The following is a 14,012-nucleotide window of genomic DNA, read 5'->3' as shown; positions in this document are numbered from 1 at the left end:
TCATGAACGAAAAAGAACGTGAATTACGCCAAAAGATGGCAGCAAAAAATGAAGAAATCCGTGGCCTAATGAATGAAGGTAAACTGGATGATGCGGAGCAAGCAACAGAAGAATTGCGCCGCTTAAAACGTGAATTACAAATAGAAACTACACTGGGTGAAAACAGTGTAGATACTGTACCACCAGAAGCACGTCAACATCAAAATCATGATAATGATATTGATGTAAATCAAATCATGGCTCGTGCTTTGCGTGGCAATCAATTGTCTAAAGAAGAAAATGAAGTATTGGTGCGTGCTAGCACATTGAATGAAGGAACTGGTAAAGATGGTGGGTTTATTGTTCCTAAAGATGTACAAACAACTATTAATGAATTGAAACGAACATTAAATCCATTGGATGAATTAGTACGAATTGAAAAGGTTGCCACTATGAGTGGTGAGCGAACTTATGAAAAGCTTTCCACCATGACAGCATTCCCAAATGTAGCTGAACTAGCAAACATTGCAAATTTGGAAACTCCAGAATTCAATCGCATTGAATACAAAGTTCAAAAATATGCAGGCATTTTGCCAATTTCTAGTGAGCTATTAGCAGATACAGACCAAAACTTATTGAATTATTTGTATCGTTGGTTGGCTAAAAAGGATACGATTACACGTAATACAGAAATCGCTAAATTAATTAATACGCTTACGAAAAAACCAATTACAGGTATTGATGGATTAAAAGACGTTTTAAATGTTGACTTAGATCCAGCAATTGCATTGACTTCTATTCTTTTAACTAACCAAGATGGGTATAATTACCTTGATAAATTGAAAGATACACAAGGTCATTATTTATTGCAACCGAACCCATTAAATCCAACTGAAAAGATGTTAAGTGGTAAAGTGGTTAAAGTGGTAAGTAATAAGGTATTACCTACAGATACTAGCGGTAGCGGCAAAAATGCACCAGTTATTATTGGGGATTTAACAGAGACAATTACATTGTTTGACCGTGAAGCGATTACCTTGTTAGGTACAAATATTGGTGGTAATGCATTTGTAACAGATGGTTACAATATCCGTGGTACACTTCGTTTTGATACAAAAATTGTAGATAATGAAGCAGCTGTATTTGGTCAATTGAAATTGGCATAAGGTAATTATTATGCAAAAGTTACTGGATGATGTAAAAGAATATTTACGGGTAGACAGTAATGATGAAAATACAGTAATTGAAAATTATATTGAAGCAGCAAAAACATATATAGAGAACGGCACAGGGAAAGCATTTGACGAAAAAAATAGTCAAATGCTTTTAGTCGTTAAGATGTTATGTGGGCATTGGTATGATAACCGAAATGTAGTAGGCGGTGGTGGTGAACTACCGTTTACTATTACTTCATTATTACTGCAAATTGAACATAAGAAAGAGGGGTAACAAATGAAAGTAAGAGTATTACATCCAACAATCATTGATAGCCAATGGCTTCAAATTGATGACGTAGTAGAAGTAGAAAATGAAAAAGCGCAACCATATGTAGAAACAGGTCTAATTGAAGTTATTGATGATGCGGGAATTACTCCACCGAATGCTAAAACTGGTGGTGAAGAAAATCCACCAGAAGGAAATCCAAATCCACCAAATGAGGATAATGATGGTGATGAAAACCCACCAGACGAAGATGGGGATAAAGGTTCCAAGTCCGGAAAAGGTAAATAATCATGTTACGGATTGGATCTATGAAGAACCGTATAGAAATATTACGGCAGACCATAGAGCCGGATGGACAAGGTGGGTTTAAAAAAGAAAAACCACGTAGAATTGCCACGGTATGGGCCGCTATTTTAAAACCAAGATTTTGGGATGGTGATAGTGGGAAAGGTCCTACTACAGCAATTACACAAGGTATACAGATACGACCGTTAAAAGCAATTGATACTGATTGTATTATTAGGTACCGTAATACAAATTATGAAATATTAGACATAGAGTATAATACGGATTCTTATATATTGACATGTCAGGCAATCAAGAAACGGTAGGTAACTATGGCATTTGTAAAAGCTGATATATCTAATGCTACTTATAAGGCAATGCGAGATATTCATAATTATAATTCTGAAACACAAGAACGAATTAAAGAAGTAACAAGGAATAAAACGCATGAAGTATTAACTGTAGCAATTCAATTGGCACCTTATAGAACTGGTAAATTTAAAGGGACAATAAGGGAAGAGATTAAAACACATAGTCAAGGTATCTATGGACGGGTATTCACAAATTCACCGGTAGCACATTTAATTGAATTTGGCACAAAGGGGCATGTAGTAATGCCCAAAAAGAAAAAAGCATTAGCACCAGGAGCAGCCGGCTGGTTTATGACTAATGCTACAATTCCTGCAATATCTGCAAAGCCATTTATGAAACCGGCTATGGATAAGGTTCGTCCAACGATTGAAGGTGCAATTAAGGTGGCAATAAAGAAATGAAAATAAAAACTATTCCATTTAATGCTGTACAAAAAGCATTTTATAAATTGCTGTCAGAAGGGCAGACGGCTCCTGTATATGATCGTATCCCTGCAGGGGATGAAGAAATGCCGTATATTTGGTTGGGTGAATTTCATGGTGTACCTGTAGAGGATAATAAAACACATACGGTACATAGAATTAGCCAGCAAATAGATATATGGAGTAATCAACCTGGTAAGAAAGAGGTTAATGAAATTCTGAATGATGTAGCTACATTAGTTAGACATTACCAATTACCACTTGAAGGGTTTAAACAGGTTGGTGATGCTCATATATCTTTATATCAGGCAATAGGGGAACGATACGAAGATAAGACTAGTGCTTATCACGGAATCATGATGATTGAGTACACAATTGAAGAAATTGATTAGGAGGTAATTAATATGGCATTAACACAAGAGCAAATTACTGCACTACCAGTGGCACCTAGTGATACAAAGGCGGTAGCTGGTAAAGATACGTTATTGTATATTGCATCTAAACAAACACCATTAACATGGTTATTGGTTGGTGGTCAAAAGAACTCACCACTTAAAGAACAAGCAGACTCCTTGGATGGTTCTGATAAATCTAGTGGCGGTTGGAAAAAAGGCATCCCTGGTATGAAGTCCTGGAGCATCGAATATGATGGTCTATACGTGTTAAATGACAATGCAGTGGATATCTTGCGCTATTCATTCCGTGAAGGTAAAGCCGTGTATGTACGTGTAGAATATCCGGACGGTTCTTACAAACAAGGTTGGGCGAATACAACATCTTTTGAAGATAATAACTCTTCTGATGCAATTCAAACATTAAAGGTATCCTTAACAGGGTATGGCGCAATTAGCGATTTGATTGCGATTGGTGAAGTTAAAATTACATCTCCTACAGCTGCATTCTCTAAAGCAGCTGCAGCAGATAAAACTGTAGCGGTGACACCAACAGACATTACAATTCGTACTGTAACTGATGATACTGGTACTGTATTGGTATTCGGAAAGGACTACGAATTTGCAGAAGGTACCTTAACCTTGAAAAAAGAATACCTTAAAAATATGACAGTAGGTAATCATGTACTTGAAGCAAAATTTGCAGCAAAGACAATTTCTATCACAGTAAATGTAACAGCATAATTTTGTAATATAAAGGGCGGGATAAAACCCGCCCTATTTTATATAAGGAGATAAAAATGAAAGAACAGACTACATTGACCGTCAATGGGGAAAAATATGAATTATTGTATACACTTGGTATTATGCGTCAGATTGAACGAACATTAGGATGCTCTTTGATTTCAATCCTAACAAGATTTGATGGCAATGCACAGGCACGAGTAGGCATTGATTTCATTATGGCGAACTTGCAATATGCGGTAGTTGGCGGCTTGTCGGAAGATAAAGCATATGATCTCATTGATAAATATTGTGAAGGTGAAGGCACATTGGATACGTTGGCAGGGTTCCTAATGATGGCATTATATAATACTGGTTTTTTTATCCCAAAGCTACCAGAAGAAGTGGAAGCACAGGTGGAGGAACAGAAAAAGAAGTAGCCTCCATTGAAGAATGGATTAGAACCGTAGAGCCAATAGCATATGGACCATTGCATCTATTGCCTGATGCTCTTGAAAATCTAACTATGAAAGAGTTCTATTTGTTACTTGATGGCCATTATGCCCGTAAAAAAGAAGAGGACTATAAGCAAGCATATTTCACATACTGGATGCTTGCTCCAAACTTAGGTAGAGAAAGCAAAATAACAGTAGATGATATCTTCAATCCATTGCATCAAGATATGGTAAAGGATAAGGAAAGCGAAAAAGAGGAGCTATTACGTACATTTAATTTTTAAAGAAAGGAGGTGGAATGATGGGAACAACCATAGCAGATTTAGAGGTTAGGATAGGTGCGGACAGTAATCAGTTTAAACAAGAACTACAGAAGGTAGAAACGCAGGTAGGGAAAGCATTTAATGTAAACCCAATTAATGAGTTCTCTACAAGTGTAGATAGTGTAACAGGTCGTGTAGGTAGTTTGGTTAGTAAGTTTACAGCTATAGCAGGAATTATGGCCGGAGGATTTGGACTAACATCCATGATTGAAGGCTCTGTGAAAGCTGGAGAAGCAGTTTACCAATTATCTCAACGGTACCAGATCACAACTAAAGAAGCATCTGAAATGAACCGAATTTTAAAGATTACAGGTTCTGATGCGGATACAGCAGCTAAAACAATTATGCGATTGGATAAAGCGTTATCCGGAAATAGTAATGAAGGTAAGAAAGCGCAAGAAACACTAAAACTATTTGGCGTTTCATTAACTGATACAAATGGTAAGATGTTGCCAATGAATCAACAATTGGCGGAGTTAGCAAAAGGATATAAAGCGGCTGCTGATGCGGGATATGGGCAGGAATATGTGATGAATACCCTTGGTGTTCGTGGACTTGCTTTAATTTCTGTATTGCAGAATTACAATGAAGCGGCGGAAGTTGCTAGTAAAGTCAAAGGAATTGGTCTAAATCCAGAAGAAATGCATAAAGCATCTCTTCAATTGAAAGAGATGGAATTGCAGTTTGGACAACTTAAACTAGCGAGTGGCGCAGCCATTACACCATTAGTAATGGAATTATTACCACAATTACTACCGTATTTGCAAGAATCGGCGGTATGGATTAATAAAAATAAAAATGAGATTGCAAGTACGGCTAAAACATTAGTTCAGATTGTAGCATTGTATGAAAGCATTAAGATTGCTAAAAAAGCAGCGGCAGCAGTTAATGCAGTAGTATCAACTGTGAAAAATTCGCAAAGCCCAATGGGATTAGATACAGCTGAATTAACAAGAGCGCAAGAAGCACAGATTAATAAAGCACTTAGAGATAATGAACGTGTATATGCACAAATGCGAAGAGAAGCGATTAAAACAGCTAATCAACAAAAGTTATCTGCAGAAGAAACGAGTGCATTTTTAGCGCAGGAATTTAGCAAGATTAGTATCAAGGCAACGCAATCAGCAGAGCAAATTCGAGCGGCTATGACTCTTGGCTTTCAAAGCGTACGGGCAGAAGCGGCAGAAAGTTCAATTGCAGTTAATAGATCCATATTATCTACAGGGGTAGCAGCAGAAGAATCAGCAAATCTACATGTAGCGGCTAATGTTCGCAAAGTAGAAAGTGATATGGCTGTAGTAGCTAGTCAAGGTAAAGTAGGTGTAGCTGCAACAGTTGCAGGCACAAAAGCCGTAGAAGCTAGTGCAACAGCAACAGCAGCGGCAACAGCAAATATTGAAAAGAATGCAGTGTTAGCAGCAAGCTATGAAGGTGTCGGTGTAAGAGCCACAACGGCAGGAGCGGTAGCAGTTAGTGCAGCAGGCAGAGCTATGGGGGCTGTTACAACATTAACACGAGCAGTGTGGGCTCTTGCTGGTGGATGGTTAGGTGTAGCGGCAGCCGTAGGATTTGCACTATATTCTATGGGACAAGCCAATAAAGCAGAAGCAGAATTTCAACACGCCAATGAAGTAACCTTGATGGATAAGGGAAAGAAATATCATCTTGCTAAAAATAGAGATGGTAAAGTTGTTTTTGCCAATGATAGTGCCGGTTATGTAGAAGTACCTGAGCGATTAAGGAATAAATATGAATCTTATGTATCAGCACAAAAAAAGGCTAGTGCAGATGCGGCATTAGGTGAGATTAAAGCAGAACAAGCTAAAATGCAAGCTGAGTTAGCTACACAAATGCAAAACATATCGAATATTGGAGATTCTATAAGCAAAACATCTACCACTACGACTCATAAAGATACTTCAAGTGCAGCAGAAACTGTTAGGTTCATGATTAATCAAGGTATTGATCCACGTATAGCATTTGGTATGGCTGGTGGGAATATGCTTGAATCAGGCGGAAATACAAAGAACTTAAATGCAAAGGCTGTAAATCCCAATGGGGGCGCATTCGGTATTCAACAATGGTTGTTAGATAGAAAAGAAGACTTATTTAACTTTGCAAAGCAGAATCATTCAGATCCATATGATATCCATACTCAACAAGCGTTTCAGGTATATGAAATGCTATATGGGAAAGAAAAGGATAATTATAAGAAAGCATTAGCAGAACTTGGAAATAGTCAAGATGTAGGATTAGCGGCCAAGTTAGTTGATAAATGGATAACACGTTCAGAAGGAACGGAAGATATTAGGTCTCAAAAGGCAGCCAATGCACAATTACTTTATAAAGACATGAAGGGTGAAGGTGGCCTTACTGGGGCTGATATATTACGCCGTCAAAAATCAATTGATGATGCTAAAAAGGATTTAAAGAATTTAGAAGGTGAATTAAAGCAAAGTATCACCGGAGAAATTGGTACATCTTATGAAAGTGAAATTCAAAAGATTGAAGAGGATGTACGGAAAAAATCTGAAGCAATCAAGAAGATTAAAGATGTCAGTGATACGATTGATACCTCAAATGCTGAAAAGCTATTAGATCAGTTTAAAACTGTTGAAGTAGATAAAGTAAATAAAAAGCTACAGGAGCAACGGGATAAATTAAAACTGGATACAGCCAAAACTAATGCAGAAATCTTAGGAAACTATAAAAATTTAGCTGAACAACAGTTTATTGTATCTAAAAATGAACTAGATAGAGAGCGAGAGGAACGCCTAAAATCAGTTGCAAAACAAAAGGATGATGCGGAAGCTAAAGCACAGGTTGAGGAATGGTACACAGCCAAATATAAAGCTTTAGTAACAGAACGTGAAACGGCAGAACGTGAGTCATATGATAAAGCTGTTAAATTAGCAATTAGCCGACATGATACAAATAGACTCCAACAATTAACAAGTTCAAAAGACGCAAAACAATATAGGGACTGGGAAGGCGATACCGCTAAACTACAGACATTCTATAAACTTTGGGAACAAGGTAATATGTCGATGTCAGCTGCTACAGCAGAAGCAGCTGAATCATTTGCTAGTGGATTATCTTCTATCTTTTCAAATCTAGCAACAGATATTACAAGCGTAAAAGATTTAACCCAAAATATGGGTAAATTAATTCTTAGTACAGTAGTCAATATCATTGCTAAGATAGCGGCTGCAAGATTAGCGGCGGCGTTATTAGGACAGTCATTGGGCGTAGGGGGTAAAAGTGTTGCTAGTGGGGGTAATGTACAAACATTAACAATGCAAGGATTTGTAAATAGTGCCATTGCTAGAATGCCCCATATGCCTACATATAAGTTTGCAAGTGGTGGTGTAATTACTGCTCCAGTAATGTCATTAATGGGGGAAGGTAAAGATAGTGAGGCTGTATTACCTTTAAACCAAAATACATTTGCTAGTCTTGGTCGTAATATTGCGAATACCATAGGCGGGGGACCGGTTATGGTGAATGTAAATAATTACACCAATAGTAAAGTAACTGTTACGGAAGAGACATCAACTGGTGATATGAAAACACAAATTGTAAATATTGTGATTGAAGAAATTGCTAGTAACCGAAATGGAAGCCAAGATATTTTGAAACAATTAATAGGAGGTAGGCGATAATGTATGTGTTTCCTACAGATATTCCGGAGCCGATTATTCCGGCTGCATCGAATTCCGGAAGTACTTATACGGAAGTACTAACAGATAGTACAATCACATCCACTACGGATGCCAACTATAAAATTACACGGCCGAGAACTACAAGGGTGATTGGAAACTGGACATATACATGGCTAGGACTTAGCGATGAAAACTATGAAAAGTTAAAAGCATTCTGGAAGAAAGTTAGAACATCAGAAGAGTTTGAATTTAAAAACTATACGGATGGGAAAACATATAGATGTAGATTCGTAGATAAGTTTAGTTTCCGATTAGATTATCCAATTGGGTGGTATGGATCATTACAATTTGAGGAGGTGTAACAAATGCTAAGATGGCCTGCTACGGCAATTATTGAAAAGAATAAATTAGCAAGTGATGCCCCTTTCTTGGTATTGGTTAAAATGGTCCATTCAGAATTAACAGAGCCAATATGCTTGGTTAGAAATACAGAAAGTATTACATGGGATGGGCAAGAATGGCAAGCATATCCTATGAATTTTGATATCAATACAATTGATGGGCAAACAGAACCTAAGTTAAGTTGGACTGTGTCTAACTGTGCAGGAACATTGCAACAGTATATACAAAAATTCAAAGGGTTCACGGATGCTGAAGTAATAATATATGTTGTACATGCGAATATGCTAGACAATACAGAGCCGTTACAAGCTTTTGAATTTACTGTTACAACGACTCAATACGATGAGGAGTGGGTAACATTTATACTAGGGGCATCACCAGAAACAGTAGTTAAATTTCCAACCCATATTTATATGGCGCATTATTGTCCGTATAGATTTAAGTCGGTTAGATGTGGATATGCAGGAGGTAAAGAGCCATGCAATAATACATTGGAAACATGTAGAATCCCATCACGATTTGGGGGAGAGGAAGGTATGAATGGAAACAATGTTTAATTATGATGATCTAATAGGTATTCCATTTGTAGATGGGGGTCGAGATATAACGGGATTAGATTGTTGGGGCCTTGCGCTGGAATTATTTAAACGACAAGGCTATATTATTCATGATTATTCTATATCTTCGGAAGAGGCACATGTAATATCAGATACTATGCAACATGATTTAAATGAGATGTGGCAAAAAATAGAAGAGCCTAAAATAGGATGCTTGGTGATTATTCGACTGGCAGAAAATGAATGGGCGAACCATTGCGGCGTTTATATTGGCAATGGTCATTTTATTCATGCCTATTGTCATGAAACAGGTGTAGTAATTGATAGAGTTCGTAAATGGAAGTCAAGAATATTAGGTTTCTATATTCCAACAGAAAGGGCATTATATAATGATTGAAATTGTTGAAATAAAGAATCCGTTTGAACCGAATAAAAAGGAACGAAAAAAGGTAGAGTGTACAGATGGTACACTCTATTCTTATTTAGATCCAATAGATAAAGATGTGTACCTAAATGGAATACTTGTATTGGACCCTGTAAATTGCTTTCCACAAGATGGGAATCAAATTATAGTAACTCCCCATATAGGTAAAAGTCTAAAGGGTATACTTGGCATGGTAGCCATGTTAGCATTAGCAGTTTATGCACCTGTATTGGCTGCAAAGTGGCTACCTGCAACAGCTAGTAAATTAGCAATTGGACTCATGACAGGGGCTATTACAATGGTTGGCGGTAAGCTGATAAATAGTATGCTCCGATTAAACCAAATAGGTAGTACATCAGAAAATTCACAAAGTACATCTTATGGATGGTCATTGCCAAGCGTACAGACATATGAAGGTGGTGTGATTGCAGAAACATATGGTGAATGCATACCAACCCCTCAATTATTAATGTGTCATGTAGAGACAACAAATACAGATGATCAAGATAAAAATGTACAATATTTGAATTTATTGTATTGTGGCGGATGGGGCCCTGTGGATAGTATTAGTAATATCCGCATTGGGACAACACCTATAGAAAACTTTACGGATGTTCAGATTGAAACAAGGTTAGGCGAAAATAATCAAGAACCGATATCATTCTTTCCAACTACTGTATTAGACCAATCAATAGGTCTTGAGTGTGCTGAAAATAAACCATTAATTAGAACAACAGATACTAAGAAAGCTAAGAAGTTAGAAGTAACAGTTGAATTCCCTAATGGATTATACAAGGTAAATGATAGCGGCGATTATGATAAGAATACAGCCGAGTTTCAAATTATGTATAGAAAAACTGGCACAACGGTATGGAAAGATTTTGGCGGTGATGATAGTAATCACATTGTTAAATCAAACGGAAGATTATCAAATATAGTTACAAATGTGAAATCCATAGGTAACTCAGCACCGTTAGAGGTATGGACATTAGTAGCAAAAAAAGATAAAGATACTCTAAGTGTAACTGGTAGTATAAGTGGTAAGAAAAAAGAGGCAAAGTATGGTGAACATTATGATAATGGCATAATATCTTTTGACTTAAAGAAACGAGAAATCTTTATGAAAAAAGAAGGCACCATAACCATTACTGTTCAGAAGTCTACGTTTAGTCTTACAAAAGCAACTAGTCAAGCTGTGCGTAGATCATATCAATTTGAAATGCCTGAGGCAGGACAATATGATATTAAGGTTGTAGGTACTAAGTTACCAACGACAACAAGAGCAACAGCTTATATGACATGGTCAACGCTATCAAGCTTTATTATGGATAGCGCATACAGTAGACCAGGTAAGGTGTTAATTGGATTACGCATTAAGGCAACTAACCAACTATCCGGAGGTATTCCAAATGTCAACTGGAGACAAATTAGAAATACAGTACATGTATTTGATTGGGATACAGGAACATATGTTGAAAAAGATGCAAAGAACCCAATATGGGCTGCATATGATATGTTACACAATTCTAAGCGATTGTATAACATTAATACAAATGTTGAAGAATATGTAGTTGAAGGTGTACCGGCTAACAATTTCAAACAGTATTGGGATGAATGGAAAAGTGCGGCGGCTTATGCAGATGAAGAAGTATCTATGATTAGTGGAGAAAAAGAACGAAGGTTCAGATTTGATGCGGTCATGGATACAACACAGACAAGATGGGAAGCGGCACAAAAGGCAGCAACATCCGGACGAGCCACAATATTAAGGCATGGGACACAATATGGCATAGTGGTGGATAGACCAAGTAATATTGTACAGGTGTTTGGAGAGGGGCAAATAGTAAAGTCATCTTTTAAAGGCGAATATTCATCTAGGGACGATAGGGCCCGCTCAGTAGAAATTACGTACAATGATACAGATAATGACTACAAAAATACTGTATTTATGGTGCGAAGTCCAAACTATGCAAACAATTTAAGGAAGAATGATAATACGGCTAAATTATCATTGTTTGGTGTAACAAGACGTTCACAAGCATACAGAGAAGGAATGTATCTAATGGCCACAAATGAGCGACAGTTACAGACTGTTACATTTGGTACAGATATAGGCGGTATGGTGTGTGAATATGGTGATGTTATAGGCATCAATCATGCGGTACCTCAATTCGGAGATGCTAGCGGCCGAATTGTAAAAGCAGAAGGCAATACAGTCGTATTGGATAAATTTGTTGTATTGAAACCGAATAAAAATCATAGCATTATGATTCGGTTAGAAGATGACAGTATTATTACAAAGCAAATCCAAGCAGTAACAGAGGAAACGAATACAGATACAATTACTGTAATTGGTGAATTCTCACAACAAGAATTACCTAAACGATATGATCCATATATGCTCGGTGAAGCAAATAAGGAAGTCAAACCATTTAGGATTACAAAAATTACAAAGAATGGTGATAATCAGGTAACAATAACAGCTACAGAATATGATGCGGCTGTATATGAACTTGATTATAGCCGATATCCTGTAATTGATTATGCCAAGGTAGAAAAAGAATTATCGGTAAAGGATATTAAGTTAACTAAGATTGTAAATACGTTAAAAGATGGAACTGTATTATGTGATATCAAGGTTGATTGGGTGTTACCAATTAGTAATCAGTGCAAACAAATACAGGTATATTACAAGCGTACAAACGAAGAAACATATACTTTACTAAATACATTCAGTGGCAACGAAACATCAGCAGTCATTAGATCAGTACTTACAACACAAAATTATGTGGTTCGTATTATATGTTTAAATGATTTAGGAATTGCAGGTCCTGGCATAGAAAAGACCATATATATTGCTGGAAAGGAAACAGCACCAGCAATGGTAAAACAATTTACGGTAGTACAGGATTCTATAAATAGTAGCATACTACATTTACAATGGGCGCCAAATCAAGAGCCGGATATATATGGATACCGTTTATATGATGATGCCGGAAAGGAACTTGTAAATTATATAGGGGCCACAAATTATACGTTCTTTGCAACAGAAAGCAAGATATATACATTTGGGATTAAAGCCATTAATACGTCTGGGATTGAATCTGAAACTGCTACAAAGGTAAGTATTCAAATCACAATTACAGAGGGAAGTATAGCAGTTCCTGATAAAGTTAATTCAGCAAGTATTGAATTAACAAAAGAAGGGGTATTAATTGAATGGACTCCAATCACAAATACTTATATTGATTTCTATGAAGTCAGAAGTAATAGTAATACAGGTGATTTACAAGGCTTGATTGTAAAATCAAATTCTATTAGAGAGATAATACAACTTAAAAATAGAAAAGGAGACCTATTAATTTATGGACATAATCCGGTAAAAGGATATGGGCCAGGGTTAAATGTATCCTATGATTTCCAAAAGCTAGAAGCACCAATAGTAACATCTGTAAATATGGTCAAAGGATTTGCCTTATTAGTATCAAATATGCCAAGTACTGCTAATAGTATTCGGTTTTATATTGTAGGTTCTGCAAAGACAGATATTCTTAATTCCACAGGGAATACAATAACTTACACTGGTGATGCGGATATTTATCGTGTAAAGGCGGCATTTATTGATGCTATAGGTGAAGGAATTGAATCCGATGAATTATTAGTCACTGTATCGGCAACAATAGATCCAGCGTTATTAGATAAAGAAAGTTTAGGGCTAAAAGAATTTGATAAACGAGTTAACGAACTCAGTGCAGAATTTAATAAAGTATCTAAGGAATATAGTACTAAAGTTGAAAACTTGAACAGAGATGTAGAATCTCGTATAACTCAACTCGACAATGGTATCGAACTTAAAGTCACAAAAGGTCTTAAAGCATTAGATGGGAATGCAATTTTGTCAAGAATAAACCTTTATGAGGGCGGCGTTAAGATTGAGGGTAAATTAATTCATATTACTGGTGATACTCTTATAGATGGAAATATCATCACAAATAGGATGATACAGGCGAACTCAATAACTGCTGATAAATTGAAAGTGGATAGTTTGTCTGCTCTATCTGCATATATCGGCGGCACACTTCGAGGTGGCAAGCTAATTGGCACAGAAATCCAAAATGAAAACGGGTCATTTAAAGTTGACTCAAATGGTAACATTACGGGTTCCCATATCAATGGCGGATTAATTACCGGCGCAACAATTCGAGGTGTTAACATTGAGGGCCAGTCTATATACAATGCTGGATACAAGGTCAAGAGCCTTGATGTGAGAACGTATGAAGTTGCTCATGGGGATTATACGCCAATACCTGACGGGTATAGTGAGGGTCAATGCGTATTTGTGCCGATTTCGTACAAAATAATTAGTAATGGTAAAGTTGGTAGGCGAGAGGGCCCAAATCTTGATTATTACGAAAGTAATTCGCCTAATTTTCCTATATATACTTCCGATGGAAGTAAGGTTGGGTTAATGGGCACTCGTAGAGCATACGCTGCTAGGACATTTTCTAATGACACAACAAGAAATTTAAAGACAGGGTGGATATATGTATTGGTAATTGCTAGACAATAATAA

The 14,012-nt window shown here is 36.8% G+C and carries 14 protein-coding genes; all 14 read left to right on the top strand.

From position 1 onward, the window contains the following. The first annotated feature begins 2 nt into the window (after positions 1-2). The 14 genes from PK1910_RS06860 (at position 3) to PK1910_RS06795 (ending at position 14,009) form a co-directional block, all read left to right on the top strand. Positions 3-1,145: a phage major capsid protein gene (locus PK1910_RS06860; protein ID WP_058948212.1), complete on the top strand. Its 1,143-nt coding sequence runs from the start codon at positions 3-5 to the stop codon at positions 1,143-1,145. Between the two features lie 10 nt (positions 1,146-1,155). Further along, positions 1,156-1,428 carry a head-tail connector protein gene (locus PK1910_RS06855; protein WP_021148663.1) on the top strand — a complete coding sequence of 91 codons (273 nt, stop codon included), beginning with the start codon at positions 1,156-1,158 and terminating at the stop codon, positions 1,426-1,428. A 3-nt stretch (positions 1,429-1,431) separates the two neighbouring features. Beyond that, the gene (locus tag PK1910_RS06850; RefSeq protein WP_058948211.1) at positions 1,432-1,710 is read left to right on the top strand and encodes a hypothetical protein; all 279 of its coding nucleotides are present in this window, start codon (positions 1,432-1,434) and stop codon (positions 1,708-1,710) included. A 2-nt stretch (positions 1,711-1,712) separates the two neighbouring features. Then, positions 1,713-2,033: a phage head completion protein gene (locus PK1910_RS06845; RefSeq protein WP_058948210.1), complete on the top strand. Its 321-nt coding sequence runs from the start codon at positions 1,713-1,715 to the stop codon at positions 2,031-2,033. Between the two features lie 6 nt (positions 2,034-2,039). After that, on the top strand, positions 2,040-2,480 hold the full coding sequence (locus PK1910_RS06840) for an HK97 gp10 family phage protein (RefSeq protein WP_058948209.1): 441 nt from the start codon (positions 2,040-2,042) through the stop codon (positions 2,478-2,480). Then, complete coding sequence (locus PK1910_RS06835) at positions 2,477-2,893, top strand: DUF3168 domain-containing protein (protein ID WP_058948208.1); 417 nt, start codon at positions 2,477-2,479, stop codon at positions 2,891-2,893. Before PK1910_RS06840 ends, PK1910_RS06835 begins: the two co-directional genes overlap by 4 nt. Positions 2,894-2,905: 12 nt before the next feature. Then, a complete protein-coding gene (locus tag PK1910_RS06830; protein ID WP_058948207.1) occupies positions 2,906-3,637 on the top strand; it encodes a phage tail tube protein in 732 nt (243 codons plus the stop codon). Positions 3,638-3,693: 56 nt separating this feature from the next. Beyond that, a complete protein-coding gene (locus tag PK1910_RS06825) occupies positions 3,694-4,056 on the top strand; it encodes a hypothetical protein (protein WP_021148657.1) in 363 nt (120 codons plus the stop codon). Positions 4,057-4,142: 86 nt separating this feature from the next. Next, entirely contained in the window at positions 4,143-4,355 is a 213-nt protein-coding gene (locus PK1910_RS06820) for a hypothetical protein (protein WP_072210712.1), read from the top strand. A gap of 17 nt (positions 4,356-4,372) precedes the next feature. Then, complete coding sequence (locus tag PK1910_RS06815; protein ID WP_058948205.1) at positions 4,373-8,056, top strand: phage tail tip lysozyme; 3,684 nt, start codon at positions 4,373-4,375, stop codon at positions 8,054-8,056. After that, complete coding sequence (locus tag PK1910_RS06810; protein ID WP_058948204.1) at positions 8,056-8,418, top strand: hypothetical protein; 363 nt, start codon at positions 8,056-8,058, stop codon at positions 8,416-8,418. The genes PK1910_RS06815 and PK1910_RS06810 overlap by 1 nt, the downstream gene beginning before the upstream one ends. Positions 8,419-8,421: 3 nt before the next feature. Continuing rightward, complete coding sequence (locus PK1910_RS06805; protein ID WP_058948203.1) at positions 8,422-9,015, top strand: DUF1833 family protein; 594 nt, start codon at positions 8,422-8,424, stop codon at positions 9,013-9,015. After that, a complete protein-coding gene (locus tag PK1910_RS06800) occupies positions 8,999-9,412 on the top strand; it encodes a C40 family peptidase (RefSeq protein WP_058948202.1) in 414 nt (137 codons plus the stop codon). Before PK1910_RS06805 ends, PK1910_RS06800 begins: the two co-directional genes overlap by 17 nt. Then, entirely contained in the window at positions 9,405-14,009 is a 4,605-nt protein-coding gene (locus PK1910_RS06795; RefSeq protein ID WP_058948201.1) for a host specificity factor TipJ family phage tail protein, read from the top strand. The genes PK1910_RS06800 and PK1910_RS06795 overlap by 8 nt, the downstream gene beginning before the upstream one ends. Positions 14,010-14,012: the final 3 nt, after the last annotated feature.

The sequence above is a fragment of the Veillonella parvula genome, from assembly GCF_036456085.1.
Lineage (GTDB): Bacteria > Bacillota > Negativicutes > Veillonellales > Veillonellaceae > Veillonella > Veillonella parvula_E.
This window is presented reverse-complemented; position numbering and strand designations above follow the sequence as displayed.